This is a genomic window from Streptomyces sp. NPDC025793 (assembly GCF_055558375.1).
On the sequence record NZ_JBVHMR010000004.1, the window covers coordinates 460,706 to 479,807 of the forward strand.

A 19,102-nucleotide genomic window follows, 5' to 3' on the forward strand; every position below is an offset into this window, starting at 1 on the left:
CCTCGGTAAGAAGCCCCGTGAGTGTGGCGGATCTCGCAGTCGAGGGCGAGCATCTTGCCGGACCCTCCTGCTGCACGCCCCTGCCGCGGGCGGCATGCTCCTGGACCGGCCCGGCCACGGCCGGCCCGTCACCGGGTGGTGCCTGCTCGGGCGACCGCCCGGCGCCTGGCGACCGCGCGGTGTGCGGGCCGTGCCGGCGCCGGGCAGTGAGCGGTCAGGTCAGGTCGAGTTCCAGTACGGTGACCGAGAGCGCGGGCACGGTACTGGTGAAGGACGCTGCCGCGCCCGTGACGGTGCTCGTCCTGGGCACCAATGTGTCCGGTTCCGTCAGCGTGTTGGTGGCGGTGCGCGAGGTGCCGGTCAGGACCGTCGCGGTGGCACGCCTCTTGACCCCTCTGGCCAGCCCCTTGAGTTCGACCGGCACGCTCACCCTCTGCGGCCCGCAGTTGACGACCGCGAGGTGGAGGCGGTTCCCGGAGCGGGTGGCCACGGTGGCGAGGCCGGGCAGCGCACGTGCGGTGGCGGGCAGCACCGTGGTGCCGAGCCTGCTCGTCAGCATGTGCTGTGCCCAGTAGCTGGGCGACACGTAGCTGGTGAGGTTGTCGTAGGCGATCAGGTTGGTGGCCCAGACGTTGTTCCTGACGTGTGAGAAGAGCGGCGCGTAGCACTCCATGAGGACCTGGTCCGAGTTGCGGATCAGTCCCGCCAGCCAGGCCGCGTCGCCGAGCGCCGCGTTGAGGTCGGGTGTGGGGCGGCCCTCCTGCGCGGCCCACTCCCCGACGAACACCTTGGTGGAAGAGCGGTCCCGGTTGTCGTACTTGTGGGTGGCGGCCTGGGCGGCGGACGGCGCGAGGTAGTAGTGCTCGTCGATGAGGTCCGGCGTGCGGCTCGTCACGGGCGTCGTGGCGATCAGCTTCAGATGCGGGTACTTCGCCTTGATCGCGTCGTGGAAGGCCGCGAACCGCTCGTCGTACGACCCCGAGGAGTCGAACCAGTCCTCGTTTCCGATCTCCACGAACTCCAGCGGGAACGGCTCCGGATGTCCGTCGGCGGCTCGTCGCGCGCCCCAGGTGCTGGTGACGGGTCCGGTGACGTACTCGATCTCGTCGAGTGCGTCCTGGACGAACGGCCCCAGCGCGTCACCGGTGACGTGTTCGCCCTTGAGCGAGTAGCCGGCGTAGACGGCGAGGACCGGCTGGGCGTGCATGTCCTCGACCCATTCCAGGTATTCGAGGAGTCCGAGGCCGTCCGTGGACCAGTAGCCCCAGGCGTCGTCCATGTGGCCCGGGCGCTCCCAGACCGGGCCGATGGTGTTCTTCCAGTTGAACCGTGTCGCAATGGTGTTGCCCTCGACGAAGTTTCCGCCCGGGAAGCGCAGGAACTTCGGCTTCAGCGCGACCAGTTTGTCCATCAGGTCGATACGCAGGCCGTTGGGCCGGTCGTTGTAGGTGGGCGGGAAGAGGGACACGTGCTGGAGCCACAGGGTCTCGCCCGCGGCGGCGGGGTCGGCCGTGGTGACGGTCAGCCTCGCGTCCCCGGTCACGGGGGTGCGCGAACCGGTCCGCAGGGTCAGCTCGAACGGGCGGCCGGGAAAGGCGGTGCCGACGCGGGGCACATGGGCGGACGCGTACACCGTCTTGCCGTCCGCCGACTCGATGGCCACCCTGAGCGGGCCGACACGTCGTGACGCCTTGGCGAACAGCCGGGCGGTGTAGACGGTTTCGGGCCGCACCGGTATGCCCCAGAAGCCGTCGTTGGCGACACCGGCCCGGCTTCCCGCCCCCGTGCTGCTCGGCAGCTCGACCTTGAGGGAACGGTCGAGCGCGGCGTTGAGCGGGGTGTCGGTGTCGAGTGCGAGGGTCGCCTCGCCGACGGCGGACCAGTGGACGGGCGTGGTGTCGCTGGCCATCATCGAGCGGTTCTGCACCAGTTCGGCGTAGATGCCGCCCTCGCCGGAGTGGTTGATGTCCTCGAACATCAAACCCGGCAGGACGGGGGACACGGCGTGCGCGGGGTTGCCGACGTCCACGCTCAGCAACGGCGTCGTGGTCTCCACCGGCACCCCGGCCAGCGCCGCGACCTGCTCGGGGGTGAGGGCGGTCGGGAACATCCACACGTCGTCGATCAGCCCGTGCCACTGGTCGACGTGCCCACCGCCGTAGAGGGCGCGGCCGACGGCGGTGTCGCCGCTGCCGGCCCAGCCCGTGCTGTAGGCGGTCTCCCCCTCCAGCACGCCGTTGACGTAGAGGCGGATGACGCCGGCGGTCGGGTCGCTGACGCCGGCCAGGTGGGTCCAGGTGCCGGTGGTGGGCGCCGAGGCGGCGGCGGCCACCGCGGCGTTCTGGGTGGCGTCCGCGCCCAGCCGGGCGAAGGCGAAGGTGCCGGTGTCGTCGCGCAGCCCCAGGTAGAAGGAGCTGACGACCTTGCCGTCGATGCTGACGGCGGTCTGGTAGCCGCCGAGTTGGGCGAGGTTGACCCATGCGCCCACCGTGAACGCCCGGGAGGTGTCGAGGGCCGGCCCGGACGCCGTGGCGTTGCCGCCTGCCGTGAGGCTCAGGCTGTGCGCGCCGGCCTTGCCGGTGCCCCAGCCCGCCGCGCCCTGGAGCGTCGCGGTGCGACCGGTGCCGGAGGAGTCGGCGGCAGTGGTGCCGGAACCCTCGTCGAAGGTCCAGTGGGCGGCCGCGGCGGGGAGGTCCGCGGCGGTGGCGCTCGCGGTCGTGCCGGTCAGTTCGGCGGCCCTGGCGGGAGCTGCGGCGAACGTCCCCGCGAGGGAGGCGGCGCCCAGGACGGTGAGGACGGTTCGGCGGGGCACTCCGGCTTCTGAAGGCATGCGGCTCATTCCTTCGTTCGATATTCCGTACGGTGGTCGACACTTCGAGCAGAGGGATCTTAGGGCGCCGACGAGCCCCGTCAACACCCCTTGTACGGCAATGCTTTTCGGCCCCCGCGGACCCCACGGCCCTCACAAGACAACGGTGTTCGAGGTCTTGCGCCGCCCTCGCCGACCCGCAACACTCCTCACACCAACAGATTCGCACATAATTCAAACCTCTGAAGCCACGAGTTCTGGTGCAAGTGGTTGGTATTCGGGGGGCGATCAGCTTGCTGGAGGACCAGATGAAGGCTCATGGCCCGGGTCGCCGGGCAGTCAGACGTCACCTGACGGTCGCCGCGACCATCGCCCTGGTGTGCGCAGCGGGCGTCGGAGCGCAGCCCGCGGCGGGCGCCGTCCCGGCGTCCACCGCCGCGCCGGCCGCGGCCTCGCCCGCGGGACACTCGGTGACGTACGACGGCTACTCGTTCATGATCGACGGGAAGTGGACGTACCTGTGGTCGGGAGAGTTCCACTACTTCCGGCTGCCCAGCCAGGCCCTCTGGCTCGACACCCTGCAGAAGATGAAGGCGGCGGGCTTCAACGCCGTGTCGCTCTACTTCGACTGGGGCTACCACTCCGCGGCACCCGGCGTCTACGACTTCACCGGCGTCCGCGACGTGGACAAGCTCCTCGACATGGCCAACGACCTGGGCATCTATGTCATCGCCCGGCCGGGCCCGTACATCAACGCCGAGGTCGACGGGGGCGGCTTCCCCGGCTGGCTCTCCACCACGGCCGGCAACACCCGCACCTCCGACCCTGAATACCTGAAGTACAGCGACGAGTGGCAGACGCAGATCGACCGCGTCATCAAACGCCACCAGCTCACCGACGGCACCGGGTCGGTCATCGAGTACCAGGTGGAGAACGAGTACTACCACGGCTCGGCGGCCGGCCGTACCTACATGAAGCACCTGGAGGACAAGGCGAAGGCCGACGGCATCACCGTGCCGCTGGTCGGCAACAACAACGGCACCTTCGACTCCGGTGACGCCGCCCTGGACGTGGACGGCGCCGACTCCTATCCGCAGGGCTTCAACTGCTCCGATCCCGCCAAGTGGAACGGTGTCCCCGACATCAGCTACGACCATGTGGCCGGAAAGCCGCTGGCAACCGCCGAGTTCCAGGGCGGCGCCTTCGACCCGTGGGGCGGCCCCGGCTACGACAAGTGCGCCCAGCTCGTCGACGACCGGTTCGCCGACGTGTTCTACAAGCAGAACATCGCGGTCGGCGCGACCTCGCAGAGCTTCTACATGACCTACGGCGGCACCAACTGGGGCTGGCTGGGCATGCCGGAGAACTACACCTCCTACGACTACGGCGCCGCCATCCGCGAGACCCGCCAACTCGACCCCAAGTACGACCAGGACAAGCTGATCGGCTACTTCACCCATGCCGTCACGCCCCTGACCAAGACCGACGCGCTGCCCGCCACACCCACCGACAACCCGAAGATCGTCGACACCGCGCGCGCCAACCCCGACACCGGCACGCAGTTCCATGTCCTGCGGCACGCCGACTCCACCGCCACCAGCAGCGACAGCGCCCATGTGACGATCGACCTCGGCGCCCGCCCCGGATACACCTACGACGACCCGGACCCGGCCCTCACGTACACCGGCGGCTGGTCGCACGTCGGCGCGGAGCAGAACTACACCGGCGGCGACTACCAGCACACCGAGTCGTTCTCGAACACCGCCGGCGACACCGTGTCCGTGCCCTTCACCGGCACCGGCGTGAAGTGGATCAGCAACCTCGACACGAACCACGGCATCGCCGACGTCTACCTCGACGGCACCAAGGTCAAGACGGTCGACACCTACGGCGCGTCCAAGCAGAACCAGTACGTCGCGTACCGGGCGAGCGGCCTCGCCAAGGGACCGCACACCCTGAAGATCGTGGTGACCGGCGCCAAGGACGCCGCCGCCTCCGGCAGTTTCGTGACGGTCGACGCCGTCGACGTGACCACCGGCTCCGCCGCGACGGCGCCCGTCTACACCGTCCCGCAGCAGCCCGGCACCGCCCTCACCCTGGACGGCCGCGAGTCCTCGGTCATCGTCGCGGACTACGACCTGGGCGGCAACCACCTCCAGTACTCCACCTCGCAGATCATGACCGACGCCACGATCGCCGGACGGGATGTCGCGGTGCTCTACGGCGACCACGGCTCGGACGGCGAGACGGTCCTGCACTACGCGTCCCAGCCGACGGTGACCTCCACAGGCGGCACCGTCACGTCCACCTGGGACCCGGCCACCGGCGACCTGCGCCTGAACTACCGGCACACCGGCCTGACCCGGGTCACCGTCACCGCAGGCTCCCACCCGCTGCTCCTGCTGCTCGCCGACACCGCGACCGCCAAGACCTTCTGGCGGCAGGACACCGCGGCCGGACCGGTGCTGGTCCGCGGCACCCACCTGCTGCGCGGAGCCGAATCCAGCGGTAGGTCCCTGCGTCTGACCGGCGACACCGGCACGGACGGTTCGATCGAGGTGTTCGCCGACGCCGACTCCCTGACCTGGAACGGCACATCGGTGCGCACAACGGCCTCGGCGGACGGCAGCCTCACCGGCACCGTACCCACCGCCGCCCCCGTCACCCTGCCGGCCCTGACCGGCTGGAAGCACATGCAGGAGTCCCCCGAGGCACAGCGCGGCTTCGACGACTCCACCTGGCAGGTGGCCGACAGGACCACCACCCACAGCACCACACAACCAGGCAGCCTCCCCGTGCTGTTCGCCGACGACTACGGCTTCCACACCGGCAGCACCTGGTACCGCGGCAGGTTCACCGGCACCGGCAAGGAGACCGGCATCACCCTGGCCACGCAGAGCGGCGGCCGGGCCGCAGCCTCCTCGGTCTGGCTCAACGGCACCTTCCTCGGCAGCTCCACCACCGATGGCCAGAAGACCTACGGCTTCCCGGCCGGAGCGGTCAGGACCGGCGGCGACAACGTGATATCCGTGCTGACGGTCAACATGGGGCACGAGGAGGACTACAACGAGTCCAACGGCAACAAGGCCGCCCGCGGCCTGACCGGCGCCCTCCTCGACGGTAACCCGCTGAACACGGTCACCTGGCGGCTGCAGGGCGTCCGTGGCGGCGAAACCCCCGTCGACACCGTACGCGGCCCACTGGCCACCGGCGGCCTGTACGGTGAACGGGCCGGCTGGATGCTGCCCGGCTACCCCACCGGCGACTGGACCCCGGCCAGCCTCCCCGCCACCGACACCACCCCGGGCGTCTCCTGGTACACCACCGACGCCGCGCTCGACCTGCCCAGGGGACAGGACACCTCACTCGGCCTGACCATCACCGACGACCCGTCGCGCAAGTACCGCGCCGAGATCTACGTCAACGGCTGGGACATGGGCAACTACGTCAACTACCTCGGCCCGCAGCACAGCTTCCCCGTGCCCGACGGCATCCTGAACCCCAACGGGAGCAACCGGATCGCCATCGCCGTATGGAACCTGGACGGCTCCACCGGCGGCCTCGGCAAGGTCGCGCTGACCGACTACGGAACCTACGCGTCCTCGCTGAGGGTCCCGCAGAACGACAGCCCGCGCTACGACCGCACGCGGTACGCCATGCCTGCCGCGCCGGGCGCGCGCCTCACCCTGAACGCGCCCGGGTCGGCCGGCGCCGCACAGCACTTCACCGCCACCGCGACCTTCCGAGTGCCCGCAGGCGCACCCACGGCCTCCGGCGTGACGGCACGATTCGCCGCGCCCGACGGCTGGACGGTCTCCCCCAAGCCCACGCCCACCGCGGCTCGACGGATCCCGCCCGGCGCCTCGGTGACCTTCAGCTGGGACGTCACCACCCCCACCGGCATGGCGAAGACCAACGCGCTGAAAGCCACCGCCACGTTCGTCCAGCGCCACCGGCCCGCCACCGCCGCCGACGAACGGATCGTCGCCACCGTCCCACCCCCGCCGCCCGCCGGGACCGACCAGGTCAGCGACCTGCCGTTCCTGTCGGCCAGCAACGGCTGGGGCCCGGTCGAACGTGACCAGAGCGTCGGCGGCACCGCGGCGAACGACGGCACACCGCTCACACTCGGCGGCACCGTCTACGCCAAGGGCCTGGGCACCAACTCGCCCAGCGACGTCATGGTCCGCCTCGCCGGGCAGTGCAGCAGGTTCACCGCGACCGTGGGCGTCGACAACGGTGACCCCGGCACCGTCACCTTCTCCGTCCTCCTCGACGGCAAGGTGCTCACCACCACCCCTGTCCTCAACGGCAAGTCGGCGCCCCTCACCCTCGACGTCCCCGTCACCGGCGGGCAGGTCCTCGACCTGTCCGTCGGGGACGGCGGCGACGGCAACGGCAACGACCACGGCGACTGGGCGAACCCGGTGCTGACCTGCGCATGACCTCGGGACGAGTGGTGCGCCGGGCGCCGGACAACCGGCGCACCACCGAGCCGCGGCCCTCTGCCACCGCCACACCCGACTGTCGGCCCGCGGCGCGGACGGCCCACCCGTGCCGGCCGTTGTCGGTGCGACCACCGGCCCGGACGACTTCATCACCGAGCTTCTCCGCGGGGCCGGCCGGTCAGCCTCGGCGCATGACCAGCGGCTCATGGCGTCGGAGGAGCACCAGCACCACGACGATGCCGACCAGCCCCAAGCCTTCCAGCACTCCCGAATCCAGCCACCATTGGTGGGCGGTGTGGACCCACAACGGATCAACGGAGTGAGGGTGTTTCTCGTCCGTGGGTGGACCGATCCGGCTCAGATCGATGGTGGCCGCCTGTGCGGCGACCGCCCAGCGGGACGGGGCGAGCCAGGAGAGCTGATTCAGGCCCATCTGGTTGAACAGCGGGAAGACCGCGCCGCTGAACATCACCTGGACGACTGTGGCGAGCACCAGCAGGGGCATGGTCTTCTCGGCGGTGCGCACGAGGGCGGAGATGATCAGGCCGAGCATCATCGAGGTGGTGGAGAGCAGTACCACCGCCAGCACCAGCTCGATCTCGGACGGTGTGGTCACCAGTCCCACCGTCGGCAGTCGACGGCCGGCCAGTCCGATCGCGACCACCATCAGTCCCTGTACCGCGGTGATCAGCCCCAAGACCATCACCTTTGCCAGGACATAGGCGGACCGGGACAGCCCTATGGCACGCTCCCGCTGGTAGACCACGCGCTCCTGGACCAACTCGCGCACCGAGTTCGCGGTACCGGTCAGACATGCGCCGACCGCCAGCACCAGCAGGACGGGCTGGGCGTCGACGTTGTAGTTCGGAACACAGGACACCGCCTTCACGCAGGTCTGTGTGGCGGCCATGAAGCCGTACTGAGCCGGCACTGTCACGCTGAGCACCCCCATGATCAGGGGCAGGGCGAGCAGCAGACCCGCATGGCCCCGGTCCGCTGCGATGACCGAGAAGTTGCGGCGCATCAGCGTGGTGAACTGGGAGCGCCAGCTCGGCGGACGAACCGATGGGGTACCGGAGGACTCCCGTGGCCCGCTCCCCGCCTTCGGTCGTTTCCGCGGCTTCTTCAGATTCTTCTGTTGCTCCGGATCCCCCGCATCAGGGTTCTCGCTCTGCGCTCCGTCGTCCGGTGCGTCGGTACTCCGGGCCGCCAACTCCTCCATCACCGCGGTGTAGGTGTGGTGGTGGATCGATTCGCGGTAGCGGGCCGCCCAGTCCCGATCGGGATGAAGGTCGAAGGCCTGGAAGACATCCGCCCAGTCGTCGTAGCCGAAGAAGTCCAACGCGTAGTGCGACGGGCCGAAATACGCGGTACGGCCGCCCGGTGCGAGGACCAACAGGCGATCGCACAGATGGAGGTTGGCGACGCTGTGCGTGACCACTGCGACGCGGCGGCCACCGTCGGCGAGACCGCGCAACATGTGCATGACCTGCCGGTCCAGCCCCGGGTCGAGGCCGGAAGTCGGTTCGTCGAGCAGCAGCAGAGCGGGTTTGGTGAGCAGTTCCATAGCGACCGAGACACGTTTGCGCTGCCCGCCGGAGAGCGCGGTGATCCGAGTGTCCATGCGGTCCGAGAGCCCCAGTTCCTCAAGTACCTCCTTCACGCGCTCTTTCCGGGCCGCTGCATCGGTGTCGCGCGGGAAACGCAGCTTGGCTCCGTAGCTCAGTGCTTTGCGCACGGTGAGCTGCGGGTGGAGGACATCGTCCTGCGGGACAAGAGCCACGCGCTGGCGGAGTTCCGCGAAGTGCGTGTAGAGGTTGAGGCCGTCGTAGAGCACCTCGCCCTCGTCGGCGGGCTGGTAGCCCGTCAGTGCCCGCAGGAGGGTGGACTTACCGCAGCCGGAGGGCCCCACGATGCCCACCAGGGACTTCTCAGGAAGGTCGAGGCTGACCTGACTGAGCAGGGTCTTCGCCTCACCACGCTGACGCACCCGGACTGTCAGGTCCCGGGCGGTGAAAGAACTTGTGCCTCCGTCGGGGCAGACCAGCCGACCGTCAGTCAGATGAAGTCTGGAATGGCCGATCACCACGGTGTCACTCGGGCCGAGCACGTGCCGGGCAACCTGATGACCGTTGACATACGTGCCGTTGGAACTGTCGAGATCCGCGATTTCAGGCTCGCCCTCGCCCGTCTGCCGCAGCACCGCATGGTACTTGGAGACCATGGGGTCCGGTACGACGAGGTCATTGTCGGGTGCGCGGCCTATTCTGAGGACCCGCTCGGCGTTCGACGACGTCTTATCTGTCATTCCCTGAGCGCCAGTCCTGTTCAGCAGCATAGAGAGGCATACATGGCGCGCGTCAGTCGAACCGCGCCACCGGGACGCGGGACCGCCCCCGGCGCCTGTGGCCGACAGAGTAACCCTTCAACTCACAGGCCAAGTTCATAAAATACTTACTTACGTTTCACAATCCAGCGATCTTTCGCTGAAACGGACAGGTGGCCTGCTGGGTCCTGCCGTCGCACGCGGGTCGGACGGCAGCGGTTACCAGGGCACGGAGGCGGGCCTGCCCACCCGGGGGGATCCGTACCGTGCCGGGGACCACACGGCCGGAGGGGTCGCCGTCGCCTTCCTCGGACTCCAAGGCACGTGGACGCCGCACCGTGCGCCTCCAGCAACTCACGTCATTCTCACCGACTGCCAACCCAAGATCCGGACCGGTCCCGGGCCAGGGCACCGTGCGCAGCCCTGCCGGCCGCTCCGCTCAAGTAGCCGACCACTCGGACGCGGAGTTTCGGCGCGCCCGCACACCGCGTCTCCGGACGACCGTTGCGACCGCGCTTGTCGGACGCGGCGAAGCCGTGTCGGACGAGCTGTGGTGCCGTCCGATCCCGACGCGCAGCGGAACCGTGAGCGGGTGATCCATGACCTTTCATTCGTGCGGCAACCCCGGTCGCCTGGATGGATGGTCATGGAGGTTTCCGTGCCGCAGCCGTCCACCGACGTCGGCGAGGACCGTCGACAGGTCGTGAGTGCCGGCGCCGCTTCGCCGATGAAATGGCGTACGGGCGGACAGGGACCGGTCTCCTCGGCTGCCGCGGGCGGCGTGCTCGAAGCGTCCCGCTCCCTGTTCACTCACTACCGTCGGCTCGGGCAGAGCGTAGAACCCGGATCTCTGCTGCCGGGTCTGATCCCGCAGTCGCACACGAAGTCGCGCCAGGCGAGCCTCCGTACCAGCGCCTCGGCGCCCGTTGTGCGGCGGCCTTGTCGAACAGGTACTTCATCTGCGCCTGCGCGGACTTGGGGGCGGAGCGGGTGACGGCCCCGTTGCAGCGGGACACCTTCGCAAAGCGGCAAGGCCCCCCGGGGCGGCCACCGGACTTCCTTCTGCTCGGCGTCGACAACTCCCGTGCGGGCGACGGGCGTACAACAAGAGGGCAGGGCCCGTCGGAACCGTAGCGGTCACGCAGCATCGGCGGGCTCGCCGGCCCTACGGACAAGAGCGATGCCGATACCGGCATTCTCACCGGCATCCTGGCTGCCATCGGAGCGCCTGAACCACGCCGGTCAGCCGCGGGCGAATGCGAGGAGGTCGGCATTGAACCGTTCGGCGAACTCGGGGACCATCGACAGACCGTGCGGTGCACCCTGGTAGACCTTGAGGGTCACGTCCTTGACGAGCTGTGACGATTTCTGCGCGGAGGCCACGATGGGCACGATCTGGTCGTCGTCGCCGTGAATGATCAACGTCGGAATGTCGAACGTCTTCAGGTCTTCGGTGAGGTCGGTCTCCGAGAACGCCTTGACGCAGTCGTAGGCGGCCTTGATGCCGACCGTCATGCTCCAGAGCCAGAACTCGTCGCGGGTTCCCCGGGAGACGGTCGTCGCTTCGCGGTTGGCGCCGTAGAAGGGCGCACTGAGGTCCTTGTAGAACTGGGAACGGTCCGTCAGTACGCCTTTCCTGATCTCGTCGAAGACCTCGATCGGCAGTCCCTGCGGATTCGCGTCCGTCTTGAGCATCAACGGGGGGATCGCACCCAGCAGGACCGCCTTGGCGACACGGCCCGTGCCGTGCCGGCCGATGTAGCGCGTGACCTCTCCGCCACCGGTCGAGTGACCGACCAGGATCATGTTGCGGAGGTCGAGGGCCTCGATGACGGAGGCGAGATCCTCGGCGTACGTGTCGAGGTCGTTCCCCTTCCAGGGCTGGCCCGAGCGTCCGCCTCCGCGCCGGTCGTGGGCCACGGCCCGGAAGCCGTTGTCCGCCATCAGCATCAGCTGCGGATCCCACGCGTCCGCGATCAGCGGCCAGCCGTGGGAGAAGACCACCGGCTGACCCGATCCCCAGTCCTTGAAATAGATCTGCGTGCCGTCCTCGGCAGTGGCGAAGGCCATGATCGCCCTCCAACACTTGTCCGGAATCTTCGCTTCATGAGAATTCGGCGCACGGGCCGCGATTGGAATGTCACGCCACGGCCGGCAGCGGACGCAAGAGGTGGCGGAGGGGCCGGCAGCGGAAGCGGCCGATGAGCACGTCGTATCAGCCACGCTACTCGCAAAGCCCCACTCCAGCGCGCCGGGCAGACCGCGGCGACCGGACAGGGAACAACGGGTGCACGACAACGGTGTCAGCAAGCTCCGTACCCGGTCGGACCCGCTCCCTGCTCCGGTCGCCCTGAAGGAGCAGCGGGCCCTGAACGGCCCGTGGGGGCAGCGGCCGGTCGCAGGGACTGTCCCGGGCGGCGGACAGCCCGCCCCGGCCTCCCCGTCCGGTCCGGGCCCGTCGCGTGCTGCCTCTGTTGTCGGTGGCGGCCGGAACGCTGGACGGACTGCTCTGGCTGCTGTCCCGGACGACACCACCATCGCCGCGGCGACGTCGCCGCGGGCCCGGACATCGACGACTGGTTCTTCGCATTCAGCCCGGTCGTTCACTCGTCAGCCGGACTCACCCGGACGAGAGCCTGTCAGCCTCGTCCATGATCCCGATTCTCCGCAAACTCGGGAGCCGGCGGTCTTCCACCGCCCGCCTCAAGGGTTGCGCGAAGGGTGGCCAGGGTCGAGGCGATGCGGGCCAGGTCGTCCGGGGGAACCGCCGCCGTCAGCGAGATGAGCTCGCTTTCGACAAGGGGGCGGGAAGCGGACAACTGCTTCTCACCCGCGGATGTGAGGCGGAGGACGGACGAGCGGCGGTCCTGGGGGTGGGCGACCCGCAGGCACCAGCCCGCGGCCACCAGCCGGTCGACCGCCTTGCTGACGGCCCCCACGGTGATCGCCAGTTCGCCGACGATATCGAGCACGCGGCACCCCGGCACGCGGTCGATGATCTCCAAAAGCTCGAACTGTCCCAGCCCCAGCCCTTGTTCGGCGCGCAACCGGGCGCTCACCGCGTTGTAGAGCCGGGTCTCGACGCGGACCAGATCGGAGAAGATCGGGGTGATGTAGCTCATATTCGCTCCAGTAGATTCCCGGGAAGCATCTTCCCTGTAATCCGGTTGAGGTCAGGCAGGTGGATTCCCAGGAATCCATCCTCGCACCCCGACCCATGGAGGCCCCGCATGTCCCGACAGCAGCGCGACGCCCTGGACGCCATACTCCGCTCCGCCCCTCGCAGCGAGACGCGGCCCACTCCCGAGGAGCAGCGCAGCGGTTTCGCCGCGGCTGTCACCCGCCCCGCGCCGGAGGGTGTGATCACCCGCAGGACCGTCCTGGGCGGGCGGCCGGCCCTGGAGCTGGAGCCGGCCGAAGCCTCCGGCCGCGGCCGACTGCTCTACCTGCACGGCGGCGGCTACGTCATCGGCTCACCGGACACCCACGCAGGGCTGGTCGGTGAACTGGCCCGCCGCGCCGGCCTGCGCGCGACGTCGGTGGATTACCGGCTGGCGCCCGAGCACCCTTTCCCCGCGGCTGTCGACGACGGGCTCGCGGCCTACCGGGAACTGCTGGCGTCGGGCACCGACCCGCAGGACCTCGTCATGGCCGGTGACTCCGCCGGTGGCGGATTGAGCATCGCCACGCTGCTCGCCGCCCGGGAGGCCGGGCTGCCGCAACCAGCCGCCGTGGTCGTCCTCTCCCCCTGGGCCGACCTCACCCTCGCTGGAGGAAGCATCCGTTCCAAGGAGAGCGCCGACCCCATTTTCACGGAGGCCGACGTGCGCGCCTACGCCGATCTCTACGTCGGCGCAGGCGACAGGGCGCATCCCCTGGCCAGTCCGGTGTTCGCCGACCTCACCGGACTGCCCCCACTCCTCGTGCAGGTCGGGGCGAACGAGGTGCTCCTCGACGACGCGGTCCGGCTGGCCGGCCGCGCGGGCGCCGACGGAGTCGAGGTCACGCTCGAAGTCGGCCCCGGCCTCCCCCACGTCTTCCAGCACCACTACGGCCGCCTCGACGAGGCGGACGCCGCACTCGACCGCGCCGCCCGCTTCCTCACCGCCCACCTGAGCGCCGGGCACCCGGACGCCGACCATCTCGAACCGGTCCGCTGACACCGACCCCGGCGGCCTCCACGGGTTCAGTCTCAGTGAGTTCAACGTCTCTGCGAGCGCATCGGCGTGCTGGGCGGACGCCGATCGCCTGCGACCGGCTGACCGGGGTCCGGGAGAACGGCAACGACCTGTGGTTCGCGCAGAAGCACAAGAGCTTCGGCGGCAACATCCAGTTCCTGGCCGCGCCGGACGGCACCGGGTCCCGCGCATCTTGCCGAGTGTGGGGCGACGGGCTCCTGAAGTTGGGGCACGTGACGGGCTACTGCCAGGAGGCCCGGCTCCAGTCGGCTGCGGTGGTCTCTCCAGGAGCGGCTGAGGGCAGGGAGTTTGCGGCTCTCCGGCTCGCCCCGGTGCCAGCGGTCCGCGCACATCCGCCCGTCCACTCCGCACAGCCGGGCACTCCCGGCGCCGATGCACCGGTCCTGCTGCGGAGCCCGGCCGGTGACACGCTCACCGAGGGTCCTGTCCCCGGCGTCGAGGGGGCGCCCCCCGGCCCGCTGACACCGCCGCGGTGCGTGGGGCGGCCGCCGTCACGCGGCGACGTCGGCGGCCAGGAACGGCTGGATCAGTGCGAGCAGGGCCTCAGGGCGGTCCAGCGGGATGATGTGACCGCAGTCCTCGATGACATGGCCGGTCAGGTCGTCGGCGATCGGGCGCAACTGCTGTTCGAGCGCGGCACCGACAGGGTGTGCCCCGATGGCCATGGTGGGCATCGTGAGCCGGGCCGTCATGGTGGCATCCCTGATCTGCCGGGCGCTGCCCGGCAGGGCGCGGTAGTAGGAGAAGGCGCGGCGCAAGGCGTCCTCGCCGGTGTAGGCGGCGAGGAACGCCTCACGGAGCGCGCCGGGTACGCCGCGACCGAGCGTGCCGTTGTCGAGGAACCAGCCGATGTACCGGTCCTCGTGGCCGGTCAGCACGGATTCCGCGAGACCGGGCTCGGAATGGAATCCGAACCACCATCGGGCTCCGTCCACCGCGGTCTGCCCGCTGCTCGGCAGGCCGCCGAGCAGCGCCTCCATCAGCACCAGGCGCCGGACGAGGCCGGGACGCCGCAGGGCGAGCAGGAAGGCGGGAGGGGCTCCCGCGTCGATGCCGGCCACCGCGGCGTCCGTCACGCCGAGCGCCTTCAGCAGGCATTCGGCGTCCCGCGCGAGCGTCGCGGCGTCGTAGCCCTGTGCCGTGGGCTCCGTGCCGGACGCAGCCTTGTCGGTGCGCAGCCACCGCATGTCCGGCGCGATCACCCGGTGGTGCCGGGCCAGCGGGCCGATGACCGCCCGCCACACTTCCCAGGTGTGCGGGAAACCGTGCAGCAGCAGGAGGGCGGGGCCTTCGCCGGCGAGGGCCACCTTACGGGTCATACCGCCCGCCGTGACGGTCCGTATCTCCACGTCCGGATCGAGGTCTGGACCGGTGGTACGGCGGGCGGCCGAGGGCATGTGAGGCGTCACATCTGCTCCGATGACAGTAACTATTGGTTACAACATGAAAGTAGGTGACTAAGCTCGACGTACCAAGACGGCACATTCCCGAAAGATGGTGAGCTCCGGGTGACCACCCCAGCCACGGGCCCCGCCGCCGCGCGCGGGGACCTCTTCGATCCGGACTGCCCGACGCGTCGGCTGCTCGACAGGGTCGGTACGAAGTGGACGTCCATGGCGATCAAGGTGCTGTCCGAGGCCGCTCCGCAGGAGGTGCGGTTCGCCGAGTTGCAGCGCAGGATGCCCGGCGTGTCGCAGAAGATGCTGTCGGCCACCCTGCGGAGCCTCACCCGCGACGGCCTGGTCTCCCGCCGTGTCGAGCCCACCGTCCCGCCGCGCGTGCACTACCGGATCACCCCACTGGGGCTGTCTCTGGAGGTGCCGCTCGCCGCGCTCCGCTCCTGGGCCGAGGAGCACATGGCCGAGATCGACACCAACCGACGTACCGAGCCGGACGGAACCGGCGAGGGCTGAACCGGTTCCGTCTCCCGAAAGGTTCCGCGGTCCGGCGGCACCCTCCGGTCCGAAGCCCGGGCGCTTCGCCGCCTGCGCTTCGGCATCGGGTCGCGGTCCCAGGAAGGACGCCCGGCATGACCGACGATCAGAAGTCGAAGCACGCGTGGCGGTGCGGCGATCGCAGTTGCGCCGCGCAGGATCGCCTCGCGCGGCGGGTCGAGGCAGAAGCGGAAGAACTGCGCGGAATCCCTGCCGGGTGGTACCCGACGATGCCGCATGGCGCTGACGTGCGCCATGCGTCCGCAGTGGGGGGGCGCATGGCGGGCCGGGCCGTCTGTGTCGACCCGCCCGCATGGGCGTCAGGCCGTGTGCTGGTAGGCCGGATAGGTGAGGTAGCCGGTGTCGCCGCCCTGGTAGTACGTGGCCTCGTCGACGGGGGCGATCGGCAGGCCGGTGCGGAGGCGTTCGACGAGGTCGGGGTTGGCGAGGAAGCCGCGGCCGAAGCTGATCAGGTCCGCGCCGAGGCCCAGCCAGTGGTCGGCTTCCGCGCGGCCGGCCTGCTTGGGGCCCATCGGGAGGACCGGATTGACGATGAAAGTGCCGGGCCAGGCGCGGCGCAGGCCGATGAGCACCTCCTCGTCCGTGGTCACCTCCAGGTGGACGTAGGCGAGTTGGAGCCGGGCCAGTTCCGTCAGCAGCGCGGTGTTGAGCGCGAGCGCGTCGGTCTCCTCGACACCCCAGAAGCCGCCCCCCGGGGAGAGGCGGATGCCCGTCCTGGCCGCGCCGATCGCGTCCACCGTCGCGGCCACGGCCTCAACGGCGAACCGGATCCGGCCCGCGACCGTGCCGCCGTAGCGGTCCGTGCGCCGGTTGGCGTTGGAGGAGAGGAACTGGGAGATCAAGTAGCCGTTGGCGCCATGGAGTTCGACGCCGTCGAAGCCCGCGTCGATCGCGCGGCGGGCCGCCTCGGCATACGCGTGGGCGTGCTCGGGCACCTCGGCGGTGTCCAGTGCGCGGGGTGTGGGTGCGGGCTGCGGGCCGGTCGGGGTGAAGACGTCGCCCCCTGCGGCGATCGCCGAGGGGCCGACGGGCCGGTGGCCGGTCGTGTCGGGGTGTGAGACCCGGCCGCCGTGCATGAGCTGGGCGAAGATCCGTCCGCCGTTGATGTGTACGGCGTCGGTCACGGCACGCCACGAGACGGCCTGCTCCTCGGTGTGCAGTCCGGGCGTGCCCGGGTTGGACTGCCCGATGAGGCTGGGCTGCACGCCCTCGGACACGATCAGTCCGGCCGTCGCGCGTTGCGCGTAGTACGCCGCCATGGACGGCGTGGCGAGGCCGCCGGACGCGGCCCTGCCGCGGGTCATCGGGGCCATCACCATCCGGTTGGGCAGGGTCAGGTCGCCGAGTCGGTAGCTGCTGAACAACGTCGTCACGTCGGGCTCCTCCGTCCGTATCGCGTGCCCGGATGCCGGGCACAGCGCTACGCTAAAACCTGACATGGATGTCAGAGGCAAGCGCTGTGGCGTGGTTCACCACGGGAGGCAGTCATACGGATCGGCGAGCTCGCGGCGCGTACCGACGTCAGCGTCCGGTCGCTGCGCTACTACGAGGAGCAGGGGCTGCTGACCAGCAGCCGTAGCGCCAGTGGCCAGCGGCATTACACGGAGGCCGAGGTGGAGCGGGTGCGATTCATCCAGCGCCTGTACGCGGCGGGCCTGTCCAGTCGTACGATTTCCGAGCTGCTGCCCTGCGTCGACACGCCCAGCGAGGGCAACTACGACGCCGCTCTTGAGCGGATGGCGCAGGAGCGCGACCGGCTCTCCGAGCACATCGACGAACTCGTGCGGACCCGGACCGCGTTGGACGTCCTGATGGCCACGGCCCGGGCCCATCGGGAGAGCCACGCGCTCGCTCAGGGTGTCCGCCGTGCGTCAGGTGACGGGGCGAGCGCCCCACGCGTTCTGGAGAGCTGACCGCACGCCTTCCCCGAGAACCAGGTGCGTCATGCCGCCTGGAAGGGTGGGCAGCTCAGCCCAGTGAGTCACGGTCTCATCACTGGCAAGGCCGTAAGGCAAACGGACAACCCCGTCGGAATCGACGAAGCAGTCCCTGTGCTCCGCCCCGTCCTCACTCCCGTGCACGGTCGTGAAGACCATCGGCCTCACCAGCCAGAATTCCTCACCCAACGCCGTATCGGCCTCGGACGCAGCGGCAATGTCAGCTGGATACCGGCCCGTGATCGCCGCTGCCACCGGTGTACCGTCCCGAGGCAGCCTCTCGCGTGCGTCGACCCACGTCACCACGGTGTTCGGATTCGTCATCTCCACCCTCACTCGCGCACTCGGCACATCGTCTTCCGCCCCCGAACCGGCGCCCGGCAAGGGCACTTCCCCGACCCCGGCGTCCGGCAAGACCGACCGGCGCGCGCGAGGGTTGCCCGCGCCGGAACGAGCACGGCCGACGGCGTCAGGAGCGTTCCGGCCCGTTCGTCTCCTCGGTGGCTGCGGCCCGGGCGCGACCGCGGCTGAGCAAGGTGCCGGTGCCTCCGGCGATCACCAGGCCGATGGCGATGACCCTGGCCGCCTGGTAGTAGCCGGACGCCGACTCCTCCGGAGTGCCGGGCAGCCGGAAGAAGGCCCACGCCGCGGCGAGACCCCCGAAGACGATCAGGGCGACAGCCCCCCACCTACCGAGGCCCGCCCACCAGGGCCCCGGGTCGTAACCCCGCCCGTCGGTCCGCTCAACGTCCTTGTCGGCCACGTCTGTTCTCCTGGGCGTGTGGTGGCGGTCGCGCGGGAAGACGCGGGCCGGGGGCGGAAGGTTCACCGGGCCGAACGTTCCCTGCTGAAGCCGGCATCCGGCCGGCCGGAGAAATCTTCCGTCGCCCGACCCCGGCGTTCCAGGAGTCGGGTCATCCGGTGCTGCAACCGTCTTTCCGGGAGCTGCGTCTCCTCGACTGCGAGGACTCGGCGTGCCGGACGGAACGGGAAGAACGGTCGATGTCGAACGGAACTACGGGCGCGGTGCTGTGTGCCGCGGCAGCCGTGTTGCTCATCGCCGTCGCATGGCGGGAGGCGGCTGTGGTGCGGCGGCTGCGGCGGGACGGCATTCGCACGCGAGGCATCGTGGTCGACAACACGCAGGTCGCCGAGGACGACGGGCACATCTGGGTGCCGGTCATCGCCTTCCACGACCAGCAGGGACACCGCATGGAGTTCTCACCCCGGATGCGGGGGACCGGGATGGGCCTGGCGACCGGGCGTGAGGTTCCGGTGGTGTATGAAGGTCGGCACCCCCAGACGGCACGGGTGCACATGTGGCGGCACATGATGGGGACGGCGGTGTCCCTGCTGCTGGGCGGGATGGTCTTCCTCGGGGCCGGCGTACTGATCGTCCTGACGAAGTGACCGCTTCATCCGGCAGCG

General features: G+C 69.9%; 13 protein-coding genes. 5 read left to right on the forward strand and 8 right to left on the reverse strand.

Features of this window, described 5'->3' with window-relative positions; genetic code table 11:
* Nucleotides 1–214: 214 nt before the first annotated feature.
* Nucleotides 215–2,830: a LamG-like jellyroll fold domain-containing protein gene (locus ACZ4MF_RS12225; protein WP_467491924.1), complete on the reverse strand. Its 2,616-nt coding sequence runs from the start codon at nt 2,828–2,830 to the stop codon at nt 215–217.
* A gap of 287 nt (nt 2,831–3,117) precedes the next feature.
* On the opposite strand from ACZ4MF_RS12225, the gene ACZ4MF_RS12230 reads away from it, so the two are divergent.
* On the forward strand, nt 3,118–7,254 hold the full coding sequence (locus ACZ4MF_RS12230; protein ID WP_467491925.1) for a beta-galactosidase: 4,137 nt from the start codon (nt 3,118–3,120) through the stop codon (nt 7,252–7,254).
* A 181-nt stretch (nt 7,255–7,435) separates the two neighbouring features.
* Here ACZ4MF_RS12230 and ACZ4MF_RS12235 read toward each other — a convergent pair whose 3' ends face one another.
* The 3 genes from ACZ4MF_RS12235 to ACZ4MF_RS12245 all read right to left on the reverse strand — a co-directional run bounded on the left by ACZ4MF_RS12235 (nt 7,436) and on the right by ACZ4MF_RS12245 (nt 12,705).
* A complete protein-coding gene (locus ACZ4MF_RS12235) occupies nt 7,436–9,595 on the reverse strand; it encodes an ATP-binding cassette domain-containing protein (protein ID WP_467491926.1) in 2,160 nt (719 codons plus the stop codon).
* A gap of 1,230 nt (nt 9,596–10,825) precedes the next feature.
* Nucleotides 10,826–11,653: an alpha/beta fold hydrolase gene (locus tag ACZ4MF_RS12240; protein ID WP_467491927.1), complete on the reverse strand. Its 828-nt coding sequence runs from the start codon at nt 11,651–11,653 to the stop codon at nt 10,826–10,828.
* A gap of 569 nt (nt 11,654–12,222) precedes the next feature.
* The gene (locus ACZ4MF_RS12245; RefSeq protein WP_467491928.1) at nt 12,223–12,705 is read right to left on the reverse strand and encodes a MarR family winged helix-turn-helix transcriptional regulator; all 483 of its coding nucleotides are present in this window, start codon (nt 12,703–12,705) and stop codon (nt 12,223–12,225) included.
* Between the two features lie 108 nt (nt 12,706–12,813).
* On the opposite strand from ACZ4MF_RS12245, the gene ACZ4MF_RS12250 reads away from it, so the two are divergent.
* The gene (locus ACZ4MF_RS12250; RefSeq protein WP_467491929.1) at nt 12,814–13,743 is read left to right on the forward strand and encodes an alpha/beta hydrolase; all 930 of its coding nucleotides are present in this window, start codon (nt 12,814–12,816) and stop codon (nt 13,741–13,743) included.
* Between the two features lie 530 nt (nt 13,744–14,273).
* Here ACZ4MF_RS12250 and ACZ4MF_RS12255 read toward each other — a convergent pair.
* On the reverse strand, nt 14,274–15,179 hold the full coding sequence (locus ACZ4MF_RS12255) for an alpha/beta fold hydrolase (RefSeq protein ID WP_467491930.1): 906 nt from the start codon (nt 15,177–15,179) through the stop codon (nt 14,274–14,276).
* Nucleotides 15,180–15,290: 111 nt separating this feature from the next.
* Here ACZ4MF_RS12255 and ACZ4MF_RS12260 point away from each other — a divergent pair, with 111 nt between their 5' ends.
* A complete protein-coding gene (locus tag ACZ4MF_RS12260) occupies nt 15,291–15,695 on the forward strand; it encodes a winged helix-turn-helix transcriptional regulator (RefSeq protein WP_467491931.1) in 405 nt (134 codons plus the stop codon).
* 341 nt (nt 15,696–16,036) lie between these two features.
* On the opposite strand, the gene ACZ4MF_RS12265 is transcribed toward ACZ4MF_RS12260, so the two are convergent.
* Nucleotides 16,037–17,110, reverse strand: coding sequence for an alkene reductase (locus tag ACZ4MF_RS12265; RefSeq protein WP_467491932.1), 1,074 nt, complete (start codon nt 17,108–17,110; stop codon nt 16,037–16,039).
* Nucleotides 17,111–17,224: 114 nt separating this feature from the next.
* Here ACZ4MF_RS12265 and ACZ4MF_RS12270 point away from each other — a divergent pair, with 114 nt between their 5' ends.
* Complete coding sequence (locus ACZ4MF_RS12270) at nt 17,225–17,650, forward strand: MerR family transcriptional regulator (RefSeq protein WP_467491974.1); 426 nt, start codon at nt 17,225–17,227, stop codon at nt 17,648–17,650.
* On the opposite strand, the gene ACZ4MF_RS12275 is transcribed toward ACZ4MF_RS12270, so the two are convergent.
* Complete coding sequence (locus tag ACZ4MF_RS12275; protein ID WP_467491933.1) at nt 17,609–17,998, reverse strand: AQJ64_40280 family protein; 390 nt, start codon at nt 17,996–17,998, stop codon at nt 17,609–17,611. The genes ACZ4MF_RS12270 and ACZ4MF_RS12275 overlap by 42 nt on opposite strands.
* Before the next feature lie 145 nt (nt 17,999–18,143).
* The gene (locus ACZ4MF_RS12280) at nt 18,144–18,503 is read right to left on the reverse strand and encodes a hypothetical protein (protein ID WP_467491934.1); all 360 of its coding nucleotides are present in this window, start codon (nt 18,501–18,503) and stop codon (nt 18,144–18,146) included.
* Nucleotides 18,504–18,676: 173 nt separating this feature from the next.
* Here ACZ4MF_RS12280 and ACZ4MF_RS12285 point away from each other — a divergent pair, with 173 nt between their 5' ends.
* A complete protein-coding gene (locus tag ACZ4MF_RS12285) occupies nt 18,677–19,084 on the forward strand; it encodes a DUF3592 domain-containing protein (RefSeq protein ID WP_467491935.1) in 408 nt (135 codons plus the stop codon).
* Nucleotides 19,085–19,102: the final 18 nt, after the last annotated feature.